Genomic DNA, 20,703 nt, shown 5'->3' with positions numbered 1-20,703 from the left:
TCCTCGTTCAGATCGACGCTGATCGTCACGAACGAGAGCGAGAAGTGGCCGGGGCATTACGCGACTTCGGTTACCTGAAGGTAGTGAATTTCCGGAGGCGCGTACGACCAGGGCGTACGCCGGGCGGTCGACACCGGCGCACCCGTACGCTCGGGCCATGGACGAGGACGTGAACGCGCAGATCCAGGCGGCGGTCGACGGGGAGCTGCGGCTGCTCGAACCCGGCGTGCGGGCGTCCGACGCGGAAGTGACGGCGCTGCTCGACCCGGAGTTCGTGGAGTTCGGCGCGTCCGGGCGGCGTTGGGGCCGCGAGTCGATCCTGGAGGTGACCGGCGCCGCGGCCGTGGAGCCGGGGCCGCCGGTGCGGGTCACGGGGATGCGGGGGACGCTGCTCGCGCCCGGCGTCGTGCATCTGACGTTCCACACGGATGACGACGGGCGCCGCGCGCACCGGAGTTCGGTGTGGCGCCGCCACCCGGAGGCCGGGTGGCGGCTGTACTTCCATCAGGGGACGCTCACGGCGGACGCGAGCGCCTGACCCCGGCGGGGACGTTTCAGCTGTCGAAGCCCAGGCCCACCGTGTCCATCGCCTTCAGCCACAGGTTGCGGCGGCCGCCGTTCTCGTCGGCGCGGGCCAGGGACCACTTGGTGAGTGCGATGCCCGTGGCGGCGAACGGTTCCGGCGGGAACGGGAGCGGCTTCTTGCGGACCATTTCCAGCTCCGTGCGCTCGGTGCGCTCGCCCGAGAGGAGGTCCAGCATCACGTCCGCGCCGAAGCGGGTCGCGCCGACGCCGAGGCCCGTGTACCCGGCGGCGTATGCCACCCGGCCCGCGTGCGCCGTGCCGAAGAACGCCGAGAAGCGGGAGCAGGTGTCGATCGCGCCGCCCCACGCGTGCGTGAAGCGCAGCCCCTCCAACTGCGGGAAACACGTGAAGAAGTGGCCGGCCAGCTTCGCGTACGTCTCCGGGCGGTGGTCGTGCTCGGCCCGCACCCGGCCGCCGTACGGGTAGATCGCGTCGTAGCCGCCCCACAGGATCCGGTTGTCGGCGGAGAGCCGGAAGTAGTGGAACTGGTTGGCGGAGTCGCCGAGGCCCTGCCGGTTCTTCCAGCCGACCGAGGCCAGTTGCTCCGCGCTCAGCGGCTCCGTCATCAGCGCGTAGTCGTACACCGGGACGGTGTACGCGCGGGTGCGCTTGACCAGCGAGGGGAAGACGTTCGTGGCCAGCGCGGCGTGCCGGGCGAAGACCCGGCCGTACGGGGTGCGGACCGCGACGCCTGCGCCGTTCGACGACAGCTCCGTGGCCGGGGTGTTCTCGTAGATCCGCACGCCCAGGTCGAGACAGGCCCGCTTGAGGCCCCACGCCAGCTTCGCCGGGTGCAGCATCGCGACGCCGTGCCGGTCGTACATCGCCCCGAGGAAGGTGGGCGAGTCGACCTGTTCGCGGGTCTGGTCCGCATCGAGGAGTTCGATGCCGTCGGCGAGGCCCGCCTCGGTCAACTCCGCGTGGAATTCGCGGAGTTCGGCGACCTGGTGGGGCTGCGTCGCCACGTCCAGCTCACCGGTGCGCTCGAAGTCGCAGTCGATGGAGTAGCGGGCGACCGCCGCCTCGATGGCGTCGAGGTTGGCGGCGCCCAGCTCCTCCAGCTTCTTGATCTCGTCCGGCCAGCGGGTGAGCCCGTTGGCCGTGCCGTGCGTGAGGGAGGCGGCGCAGAATCCGCCGTTGCGCCCGGAGGCGGCCCAGCCGATCTCGCGGCCCTCGACGAGGACCACGTCGCGGCCCGGGTCGCGCTCCTTGGCGAGGAGCGCGGTCCACAGTCCGCTGTAGCCGCCGCCGACGACCAGGAGGTCGGCGTGCTCGTCGCCGGTCAGCGCGGCGCGGGCCTCGGGCCTGCCGGGGTCGTCGAGCCAGTACGCGACCGGCTTGGCGTCGGCGAGTGAATTCGTCCAGCGATTCATGGCGCGTGCGGCCATGATTCCAACTCCCTCAGAAATTCGAGTGGTTCAGAATGCGAGTCGTTCAGGAAACCTTGTTCTTGCGCTTACCGATGGTCATTGCAGCCAACACACACAGTACGGCGACCAGGAACATGGCCGTACCGATGACATTGATCTGAACGGGCGTTCCGCGCTGTGCCGAGCCCCAGACGAACATGGGGAACGTGACGGTCGAGCCCGCGTTGAAGTTCGTAATGATGAAATCGTCGAAGGAGAGCGCGAAGGCGAGCAGCGCGCCCGCCGCGATACCGGGCGCCGCGATCGGCAGGGTGACCCTCAGGAACGTCTGCACCGGGCCCGCGTACAGGTCCTGCGCCGCCTGCTCAAGGCGCGGGTCCATCGACATCACGCGCGCCTTCACCGCCGTCACCACGAAGCTGAGGCAGAACATGATGTGGGCGATCAGGATCGTCCAGAAGCCCAGCTGGGCGCCCATGTTGAGGAAGAGCGTGAGCAGCGAGGCCGCCATCACGACCTCCGGCATCGCCATCGGCAGGAAGATCAGCGAGTTGATCGCGCCGCGCGCCCTGAACCGGTAGCGCACCAGCGCGAAGGCGATCATCGTGCCGAGGACCGTCGCACCGATGGTGGCCCACAGTGCGATCTGGAGGCTCAGCGAGAGCGATCCGCACATGTCGGCGACGCCGCACGGATTCTTCCAGGCGTCCATCGAGAACGCCTGCCATTCGTAATTGAAGCGGCCCTTCGGCTTGTTGAAGGAGAAGACCGTCACGACGAGGTTCGGGAGCAGCAGATAGCCGAGCGTGATCAGGCCCGCAATGACGACGAGGTTCTTTCGCAGCCAGCGCATCAGACGAGGTCCTCCGTCCCGGAACGACGGATGTAGAAGGTGACCATGACGAGAATGGCCGCCATGAGGATGAAGGAGAGCGCCGCCGCCGTCGGATAGTCGAGAATGCGCAGGAACTGCGTCTGGATGACGTTTCCGACCATGCGGGTGTCGGTGGAGCCGAGCAGGTCGGCGTTCACATAGTCGCCGGCCGCCGGGATGAAGGTGAGCAGCGTTCCGGACACGACGCCCGGCATCGACAGCGGGAACGTCACCTTGCGGAACGTCGTCGCGGGCGAGGCGTACAGATCGCCCGCCGCCTCGTGCAGCCGGCCGTCGATCCGCTCCAGCGAGGTGTAGAGCGGCAGGATCATGAACGGCAGGAAGTTGTACGTGAGTCCGCACACCACCGCGAGCGGGGTGGCGAGGACCCGGCTGCCGTCGGTCATGCCGAGCCAGCTGGTGACGTCCAGGACGTGCAGCGAGTTGAGCACGCCCACGACCGGGCCGCCGTCCGCGAGGATCGTCTTCCACGCGAGCGTACGGATCAGGAAGCTGGTGAAGAACGGGGCGATCACCAGGATCATGATGAAGTTGCGCCAGCGGCCCGCGCGGAACGCGATGAGATACGCGAGCGGGTAGCCGAGCAGCAGGCACAGGATCGTGGCGAGACCGGCGTAGAGCACTGAGCGCAGGAACTGCGGCCAGTACTCGGACAGCGCGTCCCAGTACGTGGCGAAGTGCCAGGTGACCTTGAAGCCGTCCTCCAGGGAACCCTGCTGCACCGAGGTCGACGCCTGGTAGACCATCGGCAGGGCGAAGAAGATCACCAGCCAGAGGATGCCGGGCAGCAGCAGCCAGTACGGGACGAGGCGGCCGCGCTTGCGGGGCTTGCGCGGCTTTTCCGTGGGTGCGGGCGCCGCCGGGGGCGCGTCGGAGAGTGTCGTGCTCATGCGGCGGCGTCCTCCGAGACCTTGGCCGCGCCCGCGTCGATGTCCTGGGCGGCGTCGAGTCCGAAGGTGTGCGCCGGGTTCCAGTGCAGGACGACCTCGGCGCCGGGCGCGAGGCGGCTGTCGCGCTCGATGTTCTGCGCGTAGACCTCGAAGGAGTCGCACAGCGGGCTGTCGATGACGTACTGCGTGGAGACGCCGATGAAGCTGGAGTCGGCGATCTTCCCGGTGATGCGGTTGCGGCCGTCGGGGATCTCGCCCGCGTCGTCGGCGTGCGTGAGCGAGATCTTCTCGGGGCGCACGCCGAGGAGCAGCTTGTCGCCGGTCGACGTGGTGCGCGCGGAGTTGCGGGCGGCGGGCAGGACGAGCTTGCCGTCGCCCGCCTTGAGGGTGAGGTCGTCGCCGGCCCGGCCCGCGATCTCGGCCTCGATGAAGTTCGAGGTGCCGAGGAAGTTCGCGACGAACGTGGAGCCCGGGTTCTCGTACAGGTCGGTGGGGGCGCCGAGTTGTTCGACGGTGCCCGCGTTCATCACGGCCACGGTGTCGGCCATCGTCATGGCCTCCTCCTGGTCGTGCGTGACGTGCACGAAGGTGATGCCGACCTCGGTCTGGATGCGCTTGAGTTCCAGCTGCATCTGGCGGCGCAGCTTGAGGTCGAGGGCGCCGAGCGGCTCGTCGAGGAGGAGCACCTTGGGGTGGTTGATGAGCGCGCGGGCCACGGCGACGCGCTGCTGCTGGCCGCCGGAGAGCTGCTGCGGCTTCTTGCGGATGTGCTCGCCGAGCTGCACCAGGTCGAGCATCTCCTCGACCTGCTTCTTCACGGACTTGATGCCGCGGCGGCGCAGGCCGAAGGCGACGTTCTCGTAGATGTCGAGGTGCGGGAAGAGCGCGTACGACTGGAAGACGGTGTTCACCGGGCGCTTGTACGGGGGCAGGGACGTCACGTCCTGGTCGCCGAGGTGCACGGTGCCGGTGGTCGGGTCCTCGAGCCCGGCGATCATGCGCAGCGTCGTGGTCTTGCCGCAGCCGGACGCGCCGAGCAGCGCGAAGAAGGAGCCCTGGGGCACGGTGAGGTCGAGCGGCCGGACGGCGGTGAAGCCGTTGTCGTACGTCTTGCTGATCCCGGAGAGACGGACGTCTCCGCCGGTCTCCGACGTCGTAAGGGTCGTCATGGTGAGTCCAAGGAGTCGGGGCGGGCAGGGGCGGTGCCGGACGGGGGCGAAGGCGGGGCCGAGGCGGTTCAGCCGCCCGTGAGCTGGGCGAACTTCTGCTCGAACGCCGTGTCTTCCTTGGCCGTCAGGGAGCGGAAGCCGTGCGCCTTCGCCGACATCTCCTTGTCGGGGACGATCAGCGGGTCGTTCGCGACGTCCTTGTCGATCTTGGCGAGCTCCGGCTTGACGATGCCGGTCTCCAGCGGCGAGACGTAGTTGATCCACGCGGCAAGCTCCGCGCCGACCGCCGGCTCGTAGTAGTAGTCCATGAGCTTCTCGGCGTTCGTCTTGTGACGCGCCTTGTTGGGAACCAGCATGTTGTCGGTCGACGAGATGTAACCGGCGTCCGGGATCGCGAACTTGACGTGCGGGTTGTCCGCCTGGAGCTGCACGATGTCGCCTGCCCAGGCGAGGCAGGCCGCGAGGTCGCCCTTGCTGAGGTCGGAGATGTAGTCGTTGCCGGTGAAGCGGCGCACCTGCTTGCTGTCGACGGCCTTCTGGACGCGGGCGATCGCCGCGTCGAAGTCGTCGGCCTTGAAGTCGGCGGGGTCCTTGCCCATGTCGATCAGCGTCATGCCGATCGTGTCGCGCATCTCGGAGAGCAGCCCGACCCGGCCCTTCAGCTTGGGGTCGTCGAGCAGCTGCGAGACCGAGGTGATCTCCTTCCCGCCGGTGGCCTTGGTGTTGTACGCGATGACCGTCGCGATGCCCTGCCAGGGGTAGGAGTAGGCGCGGCCCGGGTCCCAGTCGGGGTTGCGGAACTGGGTGGCCAGGTTGGTGTACGCGTGCGGCAGGTTGGCCGGGTCGAGCTTCTGCACCCAGCCGTAGCGGATGAGCCGCGCGGCCAGCCAGTCGGTGAGGATGATGATGTCCCGGCCGGTGTCCTGGCCCGCCGCGAGCTGCGGCTTGATCTTGCCGAAGAACTCGACGTTGTCGTTGATGTCCTCGGTGTACTTGACCTTGATGCCGGTGCGTTTGGTGAAGGCCTCGAGCGTCGGACGGTGCTTCTCGTCGTCGCTCATGTCGATGTACTCGGTCCAGTTCGAGAAGTTGATGGTCTTCTCCTTGGCCGAGTGGTCCTCGGACGAGATGCCGCCCGAGGACTTGCTCGCCGCCGGGATGCCGCAGCCGGTGAGGGCGCCGAGCCCGCCGACGGCGAGCGCGCCGCCGGCCGAGGCCCGCATCAGGGAGCGGCGGGACATCGCTGCCCTGCCGTTCCTGAAGCTGCGGTGCATGGCGGCCAGTTGGGGCCGACTGAGGGACGTCAGGCTGTCGGGCTCGTACTGCTCCATGCGCTGGTTGCCCTTTCGGGAGGGTTGGCGGCCGCTGGTCGGGGCGGCCTGATCGCTATCGGTCCCCGAAGATCGTGCGGTGCCAGTCCTTGCGCACCACCGCTGTGTTGTCGAACATGACGTGCTTGATCTGCGTGTACTCCTCGAAGGAGTACGCAGACATGTCCTTGCCGAAGCCGGACGCCTTGTAGCCGCCGTGCGGCATCTCGCTGAGGATCGGGATGTGGTCGTTGACCCACACACAGCCCGCCTTGATCTCGCGCGTGGCACGGTTCGCGCGGAACACGTTCGTGGACCAGGCGGAGGCGGCGAGCCCGTACGGGGTGTCGTTGGCGAGCGCGATGCCCTCGTCGTCGCTGTCGAAGGGCAGCACGACAAGCACGGGACCGAAGATCTCGGACTGGACGGCCTCGCTGTCCTGCGCGGCGTCGGCGATGAGGGTCGGCCTGTAGTACGCGCCGTCCGCGAGGTCGCCGCCGGGGGCCTCGCCGCCCGTCACCACGCGCGCGTAGCCGCGTGCCCGCTCCACGAAGGCGGCGACGCGGTCGCGCTGGGCGTGCGAGATCAGCGGACCGAGGTCGGTGTCCTCGGCGAACGGGTCGCCGAGCCTGACGGTCTCCATCAGTGCGGCCGTCTTCTCCACGAAGGCGTCGTAGAGCGGACGCTGCACGTACGCGCGCGTGGCGGCGGTGCAGTCCTGGCCGGTGTTGATGAGCGCGCCGGCGACCGCGCCGTGCACGGCGGCGTCGAGGTCGGCGTCGTCGAACACGAGGAACGGCGCCTTGCCGCCCAGCTCCAGGTGGAGCCGCTTCACGGTGGCCGTGGCGATCTCGGCGACCCGCTTGCCGACGCCCGTGGAGCCGGTGAAGGAGGTCATGGCGACGTCCGGGTGGCCGACGAGGTGCTCGCCGACGTCCTTGCCCGCCCCGGTGACGACGTTGACGACACCGTCCGGGAGGCCCGCCTCGGTGGCGGCCTGCGCGAAGAGCAGCGAGGTGAACGGGGTCAGCTCGGCGGGCTTGAGGACGATCGTGTTGCCCGCCGCGATCGCCGGAAGCACCTTCCAGGCCGCCATCTGCAGCGGGTAGTTCCACGGCGCGATGGAACCGACGACGCCGATGGGCTCGCGGCGCACGTACGAGGTGTGGTCGGCGCTGTACTCGCCCGCGGACTGCCCCTGGAGGTGGCGGGCGGCGCCGGCGAAGAACGCGGCGTTGTCGACCGAACCGGGAACGTCGAACTCGCGGCTCAGCTTGAGCGGCTTGCCGCACTGCAGCGACTCGAGCCTGGCGAACTCCTCCGCCTTCTCGTCGAGGACCCCGGCGAACCGGTGCATGGCGTCCGACCGCTCGCCGGGCGTGGCCCCCGACCAGCCGGGGAAGGCCGCGCGGGCGGCGGCGACGGCGGCGTCCACGTCGTCGGTGCCCGCCAGCTCGTACGTGTGGACCTCCTCGCCCGTGGCCGGGTCGACGACGGCGTGGGTGCGGCCGGACGTGCCCTTGACGAGGCGGCCCGCGATGAAGTTCGCGCCGTCCGCGAAGAGTTCCTTCGCCAGTGCGGCCACGTTCTTGGCCGAGGCGGGGTGATCCGAGGTGGGGTGGTGCATGAGTGCTCGCTCTCGCTTCTCCTGCGCCGGCTCCGTCCCGGGGGCCGACGTAGCTCCAGCCGTAGCTCCAGCTCGATTTGAGTGCCGATCCTGACAGAGGACCCCCGCGCCAACAAGTGATTCCGTTGTTGCCTTTTGGTTACGCGACGGAATCTGTCGACCAGGTGTCGAGTCCGCCTGGAAAACGCAGGACGGATTGTCAGTGGTGGGTGCCAGACTCCCGTGTATGGAGATCAACAGCAGGGATTCGCTGGTCGCGGCCCTGGCGGCGGGGACAACGGTGAAGTACCTGCACTTCTGGGGGCACACACCGCGTAAGGACGGTTCGATCGGGGCCGCTTGCCTCAGCCAGTGGTGGCCCTCGCCGTTCACGGCGGAGGGCGTGGAGTACGCGACGGCGGAGCACTGGATGATGGCGGAGAAGGCCCGCCTGTTCGGTGACGCGGAGGCGGAGCGCCGCGCGCTGTCGGCGGGGCATCCGGCGGAGGCCAAGAAGGCGGGTCGCCTGGTGCGCGGCTTCGACGGCGAGGTGTGGGAGCGGGAGCGCTTCGGCGTGGTCGTCGAGGGCAGCGTCCACAAGTTCGCCTCGGATCCGGGGCTGCGGGAGTTCCTGGTCGGGACGGGCGAGCGCGTGCTGGTGGAGGCGAGCCCGATGGACCGGGTGTGGGGCATCGGGATGGCGGCGGACGACGCGGGCGCGGCGGATCCGGAGGCCTGGCGGGGGCTGAATCTGCTGGGGTTCGCGCTGATGGTGGCGAGAGAGCGGCTGCGCTGAGCTGCCCCCTAGCCCAGGAGGACGGCGATCCCGACGCCGACCGCCGACAGCAGCCCGCCCACGCCGCAGATGAGCCCGCCCAGCGCCTGCCCGCCGTTGGTCGCGACACCCTGCCCGGCCCTGCGCCTGCCGATCACGCCGAAGATCACGGCGAGCACGCCCGTCACGAGCGCGAGGGGCCACAGCAGGAAGCCGAGCGCGGTGACGATGCCGAGGACCAGGGCCGCGGTGCCGACCCCGTTGCGGGGCGGTCCGGCCCCCGGGGCGCCGTGACCGTACGCGTACCAGTACGCCCGGTACGCGTACGGCCCCGGACCCTCCGGGCCGATCGGCGGTGGCGGCACGGGCTCGTCCGGCGCCGCGTACGGGTTGGCGTACCCGTACGCCGAGGGCGCCGGCGGCGTGCGCCACGGGTCGTACTCGCTCATCCGCTCATGCTAGGCACCCGCGCCGCTCGGGCGATCTCCCCGCATACGATGACGAGGACCCCGATCAGCCGATCACCCAAGTTCCTGGGGAGGAAACCGTGAGCCAGAGCCAGAGCCAGAGCCCGAGTCGAAGCCAGAGCCTGCAAGCCTTCATCACCGGACTGCCGAAGGCCGAACTGCACGTCCACCACGTGGGCTCCGCCTCCCCCAGGATCGTCTCCGAGCTCGCCGCCCGGCACCCCGACTCGAAGGTCCCGGCGGACCCCGAGGCGCTGGCCGAGTTCTTCACGTTCACGGACTTCGCCCACTTCATCCAGGTGTACCTGTCGGTGGTCGACCTGATCCGCACGCCGGAGGACGTCCGCCTCCTCACGTACGAGATCGCCCGCGACATGGCCCGGCAGAACGTGCGGTACGCGGAGCTCACCCTCACCCCCTTCTCCTCCACGCGCCGCGGCATCGACGCCCGCGGCTTCATGGAGGCGATCGAGGACGCCCGCAAGTCGGCGGAGGCCGAGTTCGGCACGGTGCTGCGCTGGTGCTTCGACATTCCCGGCGAGGCGGGTCTTGAGTCGGCGGAGGAGACGGTGCGGCTGGCCACGGACGACAGGCTGCGGCCCGATGGCCTGGTGTCGTTCGGCCTCGGCGGGCCCGAAGTGGGCGTCCCGCGGCCGCAGTTCAAGCCGTACTTCGACCGGGCGCGCGCGGCGGGTCTGCGGTCGGTGCCGCACTCGGGCGAGACGACCGGGCCGGAGTCCGTGTGGGACGCGCTGAACCACCTGGGCGCCGAGCGCATCGGGCACGGCACGTCGTCGGCCCAGGACCCGAAGCTCCTCGCGCACCTCGCCGAGCACGGCATCCCGCTGGAGGTGTGCCCGACGTCGAACATCGCGACGCGCGCGGTCCGCACCCTCGACGAGCACCCGCTCAAGCAGTTCGTGGACGCGGGCGTGACGGTCACGATCAACTCGGACGACCCGCCGATGTTCTCGACGGACCTCAACACCGAGTACGCGGTGGCGGCCCGCCTCCTCGACCTCGACGAGCGGGGCGTGGCGGAGCTCGCCAAGAACGCGGTGCGGGCGTCGTTCCTCGACGAGGCGGGCAAGGCGCGGATCGCCGCGGAGATCGACACGTACACGCAGAACTGGCCGACGGCGGGCTGAGCCCGCAGGTCACAATGGGGCCATGCGCACCGTGACTGCCGTGGCCCACCGAGGCGACCCCTACCGCGTCCGCGAGAACACCCTCCCGTCCCTGCGCTCCGCGCTCGAACGGGGCGCGGACGCGGTGGAGATCGACGTACGACTGACGCGAGACGGGATCCCCGTCCTCCTGCACGACGCCACGCTCGAGCGCCTGTGGCAGCACGAACGCCCGCTGTCCGCGCTCTCCTGCGCCGAGGTGCGCGGCCTGACGGAGGACGGTGTGCCCACGCTGGCGGACGCCCTGGAGGCTTGCCGGGACGCCCGCGTCATGATCGACCTGCCGGGCGCGGACGCGCGTACGGTCCGGACGGTCGTCGGCGCCGTGCGCGACTGCGGCGCCGAGGAGCGCGTCTACTACTGCGCGGGCGCCGAGACGATGCTGAAGGTGCGCGCCGCGTCGCCCTCCGCGGAGATCGCGCTCACCTGGACGTCGCAGGCCCCGCCCCGCCCCGCCGTCCTCACGGCCCTCACGCCCCGCTGGCTCAACTACCGCTTCCCACTGGTGACCCGCGACCTGGCGGCCCGCGTCCACCGCGACGGCTACCTGCTCTCGGCATGGACCCCGGACACCAAGCGCTCGATGCGCCGCCTCCTCGACATCGGCGTCGACTCGATCACGACGAACCGGGTCGACGTCCTGACGTCGCTGCGCGGCGACATCTGAGAGCCCCCTAGGGGACAGCCGGGACGCGGGCCAGGGTCGGGATCATCCCGTGCGACGAGCTGCCGCGGCCGACCGGAACCGAGGATGGTCCGTGTCGGCCCGACCGGGCCAACTCGGCTGCCTGGAGGCCCCCTTGAAGCGTCGTCTCGCCCTCGCCCTGTCCACCGCGCTCGCCCTCGGCGCCGTCGCGGCGCCCCTCGCCGCGGCCGCCGTCCCGGCGCGGGCCGTGGTGACCCCCGCAACCACCCCCGCCCCTGGCGCCCCCGACGCGAAGGCGCTGGCCGCGGCACTCGCGGGCCTGCCGGACGACGACGCCACCGCGGCCCTCGTCCGGGTCGGCGGCACCGGCGGTTCCTGGCACGGGACGGCGGGCGCACGGGATCTGCGGACGGGCACGAAGGCCCTGGAGCACGGCAGGTTCCGGGCGGGCTCGACGACGAAGGTGGTCACCGCGGCCACCGTGCTGCGGCTCGCGGCCGACGGAAAGGTCGACCTGGACGCGCCGGTGCAGCGCTACCTCCCCGCACTCTTCCGCGGCACGGACTTCCAACAGCCGGTCTCTGTACGACAGTTGCTCAACCACACCAGCGGGATACCGGCCGGCGACGGCTGGGGCAACTCGTTCGCGGAGCAGTACGCGCACCGCTTCGACGTCGTCACGCCCACGCAGGTCGCGGCCTCGGCGCTCGCCAAGAAGCCCGCGTTCGCGCCCGGCACCCGCCAGCAGTACCTCAACATCAACTACACGCTGCTCGGCCTGCTCGTGGAGAAGGTCACGGGCGACGCCTTCGCGGACGCGGCGACCCGGCTCGTCCTGCGCCCGGCCGGAATGCGCCACACGTACTTCCCCGGCACCGACCGGCGGATCCACGGCCCGCACAACCGGGGCTACCAGCTGGTGGACGGGAAGTTCGTCGACGTGACGGAGTGGGTGCAGGCCGACCGGTCGGCGGCGGGCGACATGATCTCCACGACAGCCGACCTGGAGCGGCTGCTCACCGCCCTCTTCCGGGGCCGGATCGTGCCCGAGCCGCAGCTCACCGAGATGTTCACGGTCCCGGCCGGGATCCCCGGCGCCACGATGAGCGCCGGCCTTCAGCGGATCACGATCGACGGCCACGTGTACTGGGGCAAGTCCGGTTCGCGGTACGGCTACAGCACCGGAATGGCCGCCGACCAGGACCTGTCCCGGACGGTCGTCTACTCCGTCGGCTCCACGGACGCGAAGGGCGAGGAGATGAACCCCGTCGCCCAGCGGATCATCATGGCCGCGGTCAGGAAGCGAACCGCCTAGGGCGCGCACACGCGGCAGTGGTCGACGGCGACGGTCATCCCCCGCTGGAGAGCCGCACAGCGACTCCGTTGTACGTGGTCTCTGGCGTGGGCGGAGTCGTGAAACGGGCGTTGACCAGGTAGAGGCGATTCCCGAAACGGGCCACCGTGGACGGGACGTCGAATCGGGGGTCGGTGATGAGGCGGACCAGTGTGGCCGTCGTCTCCCGGGCGTCCAGGCGCAGCACCGCGATGCGGTTGAGTCGGTTCTGGACCACGTACAGAAGGGGACCGACTCGCAGCAGTCCATCGCCGTGCACGACGTCCGGCAGACCGACGATCTCGACGAGCGTGGCGTGCCCCGACCGGGTGTCCACCCGGTACAGGCGGCCCTGGGCCGAGCTGACGACGATGAGGTCGCGGCCGTCTCCGGTGGCGACGAGGCCATTGGCGTTGTTGGCGTCGGGGACGAGTTCCCAGTCACCGCGCAGCCCGAGTCGCCGGACGGCACCACCCTTCAGCACGTAGAGGTAGCTGTCACGCGAATCCGTGAACCACGCGCCGCCGCGGGTCAGTACGACATCATTGATGAAGTGGCCGGTGGTGGACGTGAATTGATGCGTGGCGACCAGCTTGCCCGTGCTGGTGTCGATCACGCGGGCGCCTCCTCCGCCACCCCCAGCCACGTAGAGCAGGCCCGCCTCGTCGATCTTCATGCCGAGCGACACCAGCCCCGCCCCTCCCGGCCACAGCACACCACCGCGTCCGGTGCGCAGATCGACGCGGAGGATCCGGCCGTCGACCCGTGAGCCCATGTACGCGTACGGGGCGCGGCCGACAGCGATCCCCTCGGGCTGGAAGCCGTTCGGCAGCGGGAACTCGATGGGCCAGGAGGCCGCCTCGGCGCTGCCTGCCTGCACGGCAGTGGCGATGACGGCTGTCGCGGCGGCGGTCAGTACGGTGCGGCGGGCCGGTGTGCGAGCGGGTTCGACCATGGCGTGCCTCCGTCGGTTCGGGCGGTAGGCAGCATCGCATTCACGGGTTCTCCACAACAGACCACGTACCAAAGCACGCCGCGTTTCAGCCTCTCCCCCGGAGTCACAACCCCGCGATCTTGTTCCACCGCTTCGAGAACTCCGTGCGCTCCGACGCCCTGATGTCACGCGCGATGGCGAGCCGTGAGCGCATCCGGTCGTCCGGGAAGATCAGCGGGTCCTCGGCCAGCTCGGCCGTCTCCTTGTCCTTGGACGAGGCTAGGACGTCGCGCGCCGCGGGCACCGGGCAGACGTAGTTGACCCACGCGGCCAGCTCCGCCGCGACCTCCGGCTGGTAGTAGTAGTCGATCAGGCGCTCGGCGTTGGCCTTGTGGTCGGCGAGGTTGGGGATCATCAGGGATTCCGCCCAGAGTTCGGCGCCCTCCTCCGGGACGACGAACTCGATGTCCGGGTTGTCGGCCTGGAGCTGGATGATGTCGCCGCTGTACGCCTGGCAGGCCAGGACGTCGCCGCTGGACAGGTCCTTGATGTAGTCGTTTCCGGTGAAGCGGCGGATGTGCTTCGCCTTGACGAGCTTCTCGACCTGGTCGCAGACCTTGTCGAAGTCGGCGCCGGTCCACTTGGTGATGTCGACGCCGTTGCCCTGCATGAGGAGCGCGAAGGACTCGTCGAGGCCGGAGAGGAGGGTGACGCGGCCCGCCAGGTCCTTGGCCCACAGGTCCGAGACGTGCTTGATCTCCCGGCCCAGCTTCCGCCTGTTGTACGCGATGCCGGTGATGCCGGACTGCCACGGCACGGTGTACTTGCGGCCCGGGTCGAAGGCGGGCGAACGCAGCAGCGGGTCGAGGTATTTGGTGACGTTCGGCTGGTGGGCGCGGTCCATCTCCTGCACCCAGCCGAGCCGCACGAAGCGCGAGCACATCCAGTCGGAGATGACGATGAGGTCGCGGTCGGTCTTCTGGTGGTTCATCAGCGACGGGCTGATCTTGCCGAAGAACTCGTCGTTGTCGTTGATCTCTTCGGTGTACTTGACCTGGATCCCGGTCTGCTTCTCGAACGCGTCGAGGCTGGGCCGCTTCGACGGATTGTCGTCGTCGACGTCGATGTAGAGCGGCCAGTTGGCCCAGGTGAGCCGCTTGTCGGCAGCGGACCGGTCCTTGGCGCCGCGATCACCGGGCGAGACGTACGCGGCGGGCACCCCGCAGCCGGTGGCGACGGCGCCGACCGTCGCGGCCGCGGCACCACCGCCCAGGGCGCGCAGCAGGGAACGACGGGTGACCTGGGGGAATATCGGGTTCGCTCGCACGAACTCAGCCTCTCTCCGGGCGACTTGGCCCCACAATGGACGCTGCGTCGAGCGCCGCGGTCCGGGGCCGACACCTTGTCGATCCCCGCTCACCCGACGGCGTCCGCGACGGCCCGCAGATACCGCCCGGTCACCCACTTCTGCACGCCCCGCGCCACGGGCCCGCCGAGCCGCGCGTACCAGCGCCCCGGCCGCGAGAACGCCCGGATCCGGAACCACACAACCCCGTCCGCCGCCCGCTCCACGAGGAACGCCTCCTCGCCGCACTCCGGATGCCCCGGCAGCGTCCCGTAGGCGAATCCGACGCGCGACGGCTCGCGCACGACGCGGACGACCCGGCAGGGAATCCGCAGGAGAAGCGCCCGCAGCTCCACGTCCGCGCCCTCCCGGACGTCGTCGCCCGGCGTCACCCGCAGCCCGGCCCCGCGCTGCGCGCCCCACGCGAGAACCGCCGCGCCGGCCCGCTCGAAGCACTCCTGCCCCGAGCCGATCCGGACACGGCGGTCCATGTGGGCGTACCCGGGCGGCAGTTCACCCGCCGCCAGGGTCGCGCCGACCTCGCTGTACGTGAGGTTCACGCGTCCAGCGACGTCATCACGTGCTTGATCCGCGTGTAGTCGTCGAAGCCGTACGCCGACAGGTCCTTGCCGTAGCCCGACTTCTTGAAGCCGCCGTGCGGCATCTCGGCGACGAGCGGGATGTGGGTGTTGATCCACACGCAGCCGAAGTCGAGGACCTTGGACATCCGCATCGCGCGGCCGTGGTCCTTCGTCCAGACCGAGGAGGCCAGCGCGTACTCGACGCCGTTGGCGTAGGACACCGCCTGGTCCTCGTCCGTGAACGACTGGACCGTGATGACCGGGCCGAAGACCTCGTTCTGGATGATCTCGTCGTCCTGCTTGAGGCCCGAGACGACGGTCGGGGCGTAGAAGTAGCCCTGCTCGCCGACCCGGTGACCGCCGGCCTCGACCTTGGCGTGCGCCGGAAGGCGGTCGATGAAGCCGGTGACCTGCTTCAGCTGGTTGGCGTTGTTCAGCGGGCCGTAGAGCACGTCCTCGTCGTCGGCCGCGCCGGTCTTCGTCTCGGCGGCGATCTTCGCGAGGGCGGTGACGAACTCGTCGTGCACCGACTCGTGGACGAGCACGCGGGTGGCCGCGGTGCAGTCCTGGCCCGCGTTGAAGTACCCGGCCTCGGCGATGCCCTCGGCGGCCTTCTGGAGGTCGGCGTCCTCGAAGACGACGACCGGGGCCTTGCCGCCGAGCTCCAGGTGGACCCGCTTGAGGTCCTTGGCGGCGGACTCGGCGACCTGCATGCCGGCGCGCACGGAGCCGGTGATGGAGGCCATCGCCGGGGTCTTGTGCTCGACCATGAGGCGGCCGGTGTCGCGGTCGCCGCACACCACGTTGAAGACGCCCTTGGGCACGATGGAGCCGATGATCTCGGCCATCAGGACCGTGGACGCCGGGGTGGTGTCGGACGGCTTGAGGACGACGGTGTTGCCCGCGGCGAGCGCCGGGGCGAACTTCCACACGCCCATCATCATCGGGTAGTTCCACGGCGCGACCTGCGCGCAGACGCCGATCGGCTCGCGGCGCACGAAGGAGGTGAGGCCCTCCATGTACTCGCCGCCGGAGCGCCCCTCGAGCATGCGCGCCGCGCCCGCGAAGAAGCGGATCTGGTCGAGCATCATCGGGATCTCTTCGCTGCGGGTGAGCCCGAGCGGCTTGCCGCAGTTCTCCGACTCGACGGCGATGAGCTCCTCGGCCCGCTCCTCGAACGCGTCCGCGATCTTGAGGAGGTACTTCTGGCGCTCGCCGGGGACCAGGTCGCGCCAGGCCGGGAACGCGGCCTCGGCTGCCGCCATCGCGGCGTCGACATCGGCCTGTGCGGACAGCGGCGCGGTCGCGTACGCCTCGCCCGTGGCGGGGTTGACCACCTCGGTGGTCCGTCCGTCGGCGGCGTCCTTGAACTCACCGTCGACGTAGTTGCGTAGCTTGCGCAGCCGTCCCAGCTCACTGCTGCTCACTGCCGGCCCTCCTGACTGTTCGCTGTCCAAAGATTGAGACGCCCACCCTAGACCGACGACCGACGTTTTCGACACCCCCCACCCCTGTTGAACTACGGAATTAGTGAGGTTGAACCTCGCAGACAACGAATTTCATCGCTCCGGGCTTGCGAAACCGACGAGTCCTCGTGCACAGTGAGGCCGTGGCCAGTCGTAGCGCAGACCCCAAGGGACCCAGTTCGAGGAACGGCAGCAATCCGCCGCTCGACTCCGTCTCCCTCGCCATCATCGAACAGCTCCAAGAAGACGGCAGGCGCCCGTACGCCGCCATCGGAAAGGCCGTCGGCCTCTCCGAGGCGGCCGTGCGCCAGCGCGTCCAGAAGCTGCTCGATCAGGGCGTGATGCAGATCGTCGCCGTCACCGACCCGCTCACCGTGGGCTTCAGACGGCAGGCGATGGTCGGCATCAACGTCGAGGGCGATCTGGATCCCGTGGCGGACGCGCTGACCGACATGCCGGAGTGCGAGTACGTCGTGATGACCGCGGGCTCGTTCGACCTGATGGTGGAGATCGTCTGCGAGGACGACGACCACCTTCTGGAGGTCATCAACCGACGCATCCGGGCCCTCCCCGGCGTGCGCTCCACCGAGAGCTTCGTCTACCTGAAGCTCAAGAAGCAGACCTACATGTGGGGAACCCGATAGCCGTGAGCAAGGACCTCAGCCGAACCGCGTACGACCACCTGTGGATGCACTTCACCCGCATGTCGTCGTACGAGAACGCGCCCGTTCCCACCATCGTGCGTGGCGAGGGCACCTACATCTACGACGACAAGGGCCAGAAGTACCTGGACGGCCTCTCCGGCCTGTTCGTGGTCCAGGCCGGTCACGGCCGTCAGGAGCTCGCCGAGGTCGCCGCCAAGCAGGCGGCCGAGCTGGCGTTCTTCCCGATCTGGTCGTACGCCCACCCCAAGGCCGTGGAGCTGGCCGAGCGCCTGGCCCACTACGCTCCGGGCGACCTCAACAAGGTCTTCTTCACCACCGGTGGCGGTGAGGCCGTCGAGACCGCGTGGAAGCTGGCGAAGCAGTACCACAAGCTCAACGGCAACCACACGAAGTACAAGGTCATCTCGCGCGCGGTCGCCTACCACGGCACCCCGCAGGGCGCCCTGTCCATCACGGGTCTGCCGGCCCTCAAGGCCCCCTTCGAGCCGCTCGTCCCGGGCGCGCACAAGGTGCCGAACACGAACATCTACCGCGCGCCGATCCACGGCGACGACCCGGAGGCCTTCGGCCGCTGGGCCGCCGACCAGATCGAGCAGGAGATCCTGTTCGAGGGCCCGGAGACGGTCGCGGCCGTCTTCCTGGAGCCGGTGCAGAACGCCGGCGGCTGCTTCCCGCCGCCGCCCGGGTACTTCCAGCGCGTGCGCGAGATCTGCGACAAGTACGACGTGCTGCTCGTCTCCGACGAGGTCATCTGCGCCTTCGGCCGCCTCGGCACGATGTTCGCCTGTGACAAGTTCGGCTACGTCCCGGACATCATCACCTGCGCCAAGGGCATGACGTCCGGCTACTCCCCGATCGGTGCGGCCATCGTCTCCGACCGGATCGCCGAGCCGTTCTACAAGGGCGACAACACGTTCCTGCACGGCTACACGTTCGGTGGCCACCCGGTCTCCGCCGCCGTGGGTCTCGCCAACCTCGACATCTTCGAGCGCGAGGGCCTCAACCAGCACGTGCTGGACAACGAGGCGAACTTCCTCAACACGCTCCAGAAGCTGAACGACCTGCCGATCGTCGGCGACGTCCGCGGCAACGGCTTCTTCTACGGCATCGAGCTCGTGAAGGACAAGGCCACCAAGGAGACCTTCACGGACGAGGAGTCGGAGCGCGTGCTCTACGGCTTCGTCTCGAAGAAGCTCTTCGAGTACGGCCTGTACTGCCGCGCGGACGACCGTGGCGACCCGGTCATCCAGCTCTCGCCGCCGCTGATCTCCGACCAGGCGACGTTCGACGAGATCGAAGGGATCATCCGACAGGTCCTCACGGAGGCCTGGTCGAAGATCTGATCAAGGTCTGAGCCAGCGGTGGCCACGGACCGCCAACTGGCTTGCCGCACGGCCCGGTTGCACCCATCCGAGTGAGATGGGAGGCAACCGGGCCGTGCCCTTCTCCGGCCCGCGCCCGCGCGTCCATACGGTGCCCAGTGACCGATCGGCCCCGCCTTCGTTCCCCCTATCGGGGGACGGCAACTGATCAGAACCGAGGTGTACGTCATGGTGGCCCCGCCGGACAACGACGTGCTGTGGGCGCGTGCCCTGCACTATGCGCACAGCGGATCGGGCAACGGACCGGAGGGCGCGCCCCCCGCGCTCACCGGTGTCTCGCTCGGTGTCCGCGAGGGCGAGATCCTCGCCGTCACCGGTCCGCGCGGCAGCGGGAAGACGACGCTGCTGCGCTGCCTCTCCGGTCAGCTCCTGCCGCAGCAGGGCGAGGTGTGGTTCAACAGCACGCCCGTGCACACGATGGGCCCGCTGGTCCGCGAGCGGCTGCGCCGCGACCGGTTCGGCTGGATCGACCCCGAGCCGGTCCTCGTGCCCGAGCTGAACGTGTGGGAGAACACCGCGCTCCCCCTGATGCTGCGCGGCACCTCGCGCCGCCCCGCCAAGACCGCCGCCCACGAGTGGCTCGACCGGCTCGACGTCGGCCGCCTCGCCCGCAAGCGCCCGCACGCCCTGTCCGTCGCCGAGCGCCAGCGCGTGGCCATCGCCCGCGCCCTCGCGCACGCCCCGCACGTGGTGTTCGCCGACGAGCCGACCGCGACCCTGCACCGCGCCGACAGCGCCCACATCCTGCGCACGCTCACCGCCGCGGCCCGCTCGCACGACATCACGGTCGTCCTCGCGACCCACGACTCCGCGGTGGGCGCGCTCGCCGACCGCACGGAGTCGCTGCTCGACGGGCGCCGCGTGCACACCGTGCCGCTGCCCGAGAAGGCCGCCGAAGGGGAGGGCCGCACCGCGTGCTCGCTCTCCGTCTAGCGCGCGGCGCGCACCCGCTGGTCCAGCTGCGCAGACTCCTGGTCGCCGCCGCCTCGGCCGGCACCGGCTTTCTGCTCCTGAGCACGCTCGGCCACGCCCTTGCGCACCCCGAGACCGCGGCGAACTCGGTGCTGCGCCTCGCCTGGTGCGCGCTGCCGCTGGCCGCGACGGTGTACTTCGCGGTCGCCGTGGCCCGCTCCGACCCCGGCACGCAGCCGCGCGCGGGCCTGTCCGCCGTGGGCCTCGGCCCGGCCCGCCTCACGCTGCTCGCCGCGATCTCCACGGCCATCGCGTGCACGCTCGGCTCGATGCTGGCGCTGCTGTTCTTCCTGCATCTACGGGGCGACCTCTCCGGCCTCCCGTTCGACGGCGCGGCCCGTGAACTGCTCGCAGCCGACCGGCCCCTGCCGCTGGCCGCGACACTCACCCTGCTCACGTGGGTGCCGCTCGCGGCCTCCGCGGCGAGCGCCCTCGCGCTGCGCCCGCGCCTCGCGCGCCCGGTCAAGGACATCGAGCAGCCGCAGGAACCGGCGGCACCCCCGGCCGGGCTCCCGTGGGGCTTCGCGCTGCTCGCGGCGGGCCTCGCGGTGGAGACGTACGCGGCGAGCGCCCGCGGCGCCGCGGGCTCCCGGCTGCCCGGCGGCCTCACCGGCAGCCCCACCGGCGTGCTCGTCGGGTGGACGCTGACCGCGCTCGGCCTGGCGCTCGCCGGTCCCGGGCTCACGTATCTGTGCGGGCGCGCGCTGCAGTCCGTACGCCCCTCGGCGGTGCGACTGCTGGCCGGCCGGGTGCTCCAGGAGGAGGCGCGGCGTGTCGGACGTCCGCTCGGCGTGGTCTGCGCGGTGGCGTCGGGCCTGTACGCGGCGGGCGTCGTGTACGGGGAGCGGGCGGCCGGCGTCGGACCGCTGGCCACGCTCGGCGCGCTGCTCGTCGTCGGCTGCGCCGTGGCGACGCTGGTGACCGCGTCCTTCGAGGCCCGCCAGGCGCGGCGGCACACGACGGAGGCGCTGCTGCGGATCGGCGCGCCCGCCACGGCGCTGCGCGGCGCGGTGGCGCTCAGGGCCTGCGCCCTGCTGGCCCTCTTCGGGCCGCTGACCTGGGTCGTCGCGGAACTTTCGGCGGCTCCGCTGACGGCGCGATGAGTTTTGACGACACTGGCCGTCT

Annotated in this window: 20 protein-coding genes; 9 read left to right on the top strand and 11 right to left on the bottom strand. The window is 70.2% G+C overall.

What is annotated here, in order from left to right; translation table 11 throughout:
- Nucleotides 1-157 precede the first annotated feature (157 nt).
- Complete coding sequence (locus ACZ7L4_RS35950; protein WP_472109153.1) at nt 158-538, top strand: nuclear transport factor 2 family protein; 381 nt, start codon at nt 158-160, stop codon at nt 536-538.
- A 16-nt stretch (nt 539-554) separates the two neighbouring features.
- Here ACZ7L4_RS35950 and ACZ7L4_RS35945 read toward each other — a convergent pair whose 3' ends face one another.
- The 6 genes from ACZ7L4_RS35945 to ACZ7L4_RS35920 form a co-directional block, all read right to left on the bottom strand.
- On the bottom strand, nt 555-1,973 hold the full coding sequence (locus ACZ7L4_RS35945; RefSeq protein ID WP_472109151.1) for an NAD(P)/FAD-dependent oxidoreductase: 1,419 nt from the start codon (nt 1,971-1,973) through the stop codon (nt 555-557).
- 46 nt (nt 1,974-2,019) lie between these two features.
- The gene (locus ACZ7L4_RS35940; RefSeq protein ID WP_472109149.1) at nt 2,020-2,808 is read right to left on the bottom strand and encodes an ABC transporter permease; all 789 of its coding nucleotides are present in this window, start codon (nt 2,806-2,808) and stop codon (nt 2,020-2,022) included.
- Nucleotides 2,808-3,740 (bottom strand): ABC transporter permease, encoded by a 933-nt coding sequence (locus ACZ7L4_RS35935; RefSeq protein WP_472109147.1) that lies wholly within the window; start codon nt 3,738-3,740, stop codon nt 2,808-2,810. Before ACZ7L4_RS35935 ends, ACZ7L4_RS35940 begins: the two co-directional genes overlap by 1 nt.
- Nucleotides 3,737-4,909, bottom strand: a complete 1,173-nt coding sequence (locus ACZ7L4_RS35930; protein ID WP_472109145.1) for an ABC transporter ATP-binding protein — start codon at nt 4,907-4,909, stop codon at nt 3,737-3,739. The genes ACZ7L4_RS35935 and ACZ7L4_RS35930 overlap by 4 nt, the downstream gene beginning before the upstream one ends.
- Nucleotides 4,910-4,977: 68 nt before the next feature.
- Nucleotides 4,978-6,240: a polyamine ABC transporter substrate-binding protein gene (locus ACZ7L4_RS35925; protein ID WP_472109144.1), complete on the bottom strand. Its 1,263-nt coding sequence runs from the start codon at nt 6,238-6,240 to the stop codon at nt 4,978-4,980.
- 55 nt (nt 6,241-6,295) lie between these two features.
- On the bottom strand, nt 6,296-7,846 hold the full coding sequence (locus ACZ7L4_RS35920; RefSeq protein WP_472109143.1) for a gamma-aminobutyraldehyde dehydrogenase: 1,551 nt from the start codon (nt 7,844-7,846) through the stop codon (nt 6,296-6,298).
- Nucleotides 7,847-8,072: 226 nt separating this feature from the next.
- On the opposite strand from ACZ7L4_RS35920, the gene ACZ7L4_RS35915 reads away from it, so the two are divergent.
- Complete coding sequence (locus ACZ7L4_RS35915; protein WP_472109141.1) at nt 8,073-8,621, top strand: NADAR family protein; 549 nt, start codon at nt 8,073-8,075, stop codon at nt 8,619-8,621.
- 8 nt (nt 8,622-8,629) lie between these two features.
- Here ACZ7L4_RS35915 and ACZ7L4_RS35910 read toward each other — a convergent pair whose 3' ends face one another.
- A complete protein-coding gene (locus ACZ7L4_RS35910; RefSeq protein WP_472109139.1) occupies nt 8,630-9,049 on the bottom strand; it encodes a DUF4190 domain-containing protein in 420 nt (139 codons plus the stop codon).
- A 98-nt stretch (nt 9,050-9,147) separates the two neighbouring features.
- On the opposite strand from ACZ7L4_RS35910, the gene ACZ7L4_RS35905 reads away from it, so the two are divergent.
- The 3 genes from ACZ7L4_RS35905 (at nt 9,148) to ACZ7L4_RS35895 (ending at nt 12,215) form a co-directional block, all read left to right on the top strand.
- Nucleotides 9,148-10,215, top strand: a complete 1,068-nt coding sequence (locus ACZ7L4_RS35905; RefSeq protein WP_472109137.1) for an adenosine deaminase — start codon at nt 9,148-9,150, stop codon at nt 10,213-10,215.
- Between the two features lie 22 nt (nt 10,216-10,237).
- Nucleotides 10,238-10,921, top strand: a complete 684-nt coding sequence (locus tag ACZ7L4_RS35900; RefSeq protein WP_472109135.1) for a glycerophosphodiester phosphodiesterase — start codon at nt 10,238-10,240, stop codon at nt 10,919-10,921.
- A 133-nt stretch (nt 10,922-11,054) separates the two neighbouring features.
- Nucleotides 11,055-12,215 (top strand): serine hydrolase domain-containing protein, encoded by a 1,161-nt coding sequence (locus tag ACZ7L4_RS35895; protein ID WP_472109242.1) that lies wholly within the window; start codon nt 11,055-11,057, stop codon nt 12,213-12,215.
- 34 nt (nt 12,216-12,249) lie between these two features.
- Here ACZ7L4_RS35895 and ACZ7L4_RS35890 read toward each other — a convergent pair whose 3' ends face one another.
- The 4 genes from ACZ7L4_RS35890 to ACZ7L4_RS35875 all read right to left on the bottom strand — a co-directional run bounded on the left by ACZ7L4_RS35890 (nt 12,250) and on the right by ACZ7L4_RS35875 (nt 16,520).
- Nucleotides 12,250-13,188 (bottom strand): SMP-30/gluconolactonase/LRE family protein, encoded by a 939-nt coding sequence (locus ACZ7L4_RS35890; RefSeq protein WP_472109133.1) that lies wholly within the window; start codon nt 13,186-13,188, stop codon nt 12,250-12,252.
- Between the two features lie 103 nt (nt 13,189-13,291).
- On the bottom strand, nt 13,292-14,494 hold the full coding sequence (locus ACZ7L4_RS35885; RefSeq protein ID WP_472109131.1) for an ABC transporter substrate-binding protein: 1,203 nt from the start codon (nt 14,492-14,494) through the stop codon (nt 13,292-13,294).
- An 89-nt stretch (nt 14,495-14,583) separates the two neighbouring features.
- The gene (locus ACZ7L4_RS35880) at nt 14,584-15,072 is read right to left on the bottom strand and encodes a DUF1990 family protein (RefSeq protein ID WP_472109129.1); all 489 of its coding nucleotides are present in this window, start codon (nt 15,070-15,072) and stop codon (nt 14,584-14,586) included.
- Nucleotides 15,069-16,520 carry a gamma-aminobutyraldehyde dehydrogenase gene (locus ACZ7L4_RS35875; protein WP_472109127.1) on the bottom strand — a complete coding sequence of 484 codons (1,452 nt, stop codon included), beginning with the start codon at nt 16,518-16,520 and terminating at the stop codon, nt 15,069-15,071. The genes ACZ7L4_RS35880 and ACZ7L4_RS35875 overlap by 4 nt, the downstream gene beginning before the upstream one ends.
- Nucleotides 16,521-16,687: 167 nt before the next feature.
- On the opposite strand from ACZ7L4_RS35875, the gene ACZ7L4_RS35870 reads away from it, so the two are divergent.
- The 4 genes from ACZ7L4_RS35870 to ACZ7L4_RS35855 all read left to right on the top strand — a co-directional run bounded on the left by ACZ7L4_RS35870 (nt 16,688) and on the right by ACZ7L4_RS35855 (nt 20,681).
- A complete protein-coding gene (locus tag ACZ7L4_RS35870) occupies nt 16,688-17,203 on the top strand; it encodes an Lrp/AsnC family transcriptional regulator (RefSeq protein WP_266714722.1) in 516 nt (171 codons plus the stop codon).
- A complete protein-coding gene (locus ACZ7L4_RS35865) occupies nt 17,188-18,567 on the top strand; it encodes an aspartate aminotransferase family protein (protein WP_422410264.1) in 1,380 nt (459 codons plus the stop codon). The genes ACZ7L4_RS35870 and ACZ7L4_RS35865 overlap by 16 nt, the downstream gene beginning before the upstream one ends.
- Nucleotides 18,568-18,774: 207 nt before the next feature.
- Nucleotides 18,775-19,539: an ABC transporter ATP-binding protein gene (locus tag ACZ7L4_RS35860; protein ID WP_472109125.1), complete on the top strand. Its 765-nt coding sequence runs from the start codon at nt 18,775-18,777 to the stop codon at nt 19,537-19,539.
- Nucleotides 19,521-20,681: a hypothetical protein gene (locus ACZ7L4_RS35855; protein WP_472109123.1), complete on the top strand. Its 1,161-nt coding sequence runs from the start codon at nt 19,521-19,523 to the stop codon at nt 20,679-20,681. Before ACZ7L4_RS35860 ends, ACZ7L4_RS35855 begins: the two co-directional genes overlap by 19 nt.
- The last annotated feature ends 22 nt before the right edge of the window (nt 20,682-20,703 follow it).

This window comes from Streptomyces sp. NPDC107575 (genome assembly GCF_055657265.1).
Note: the sequence above shows the minus strand (reverse complement) of the source record. Positions and strands in the feature narration are given on the sequence as shown.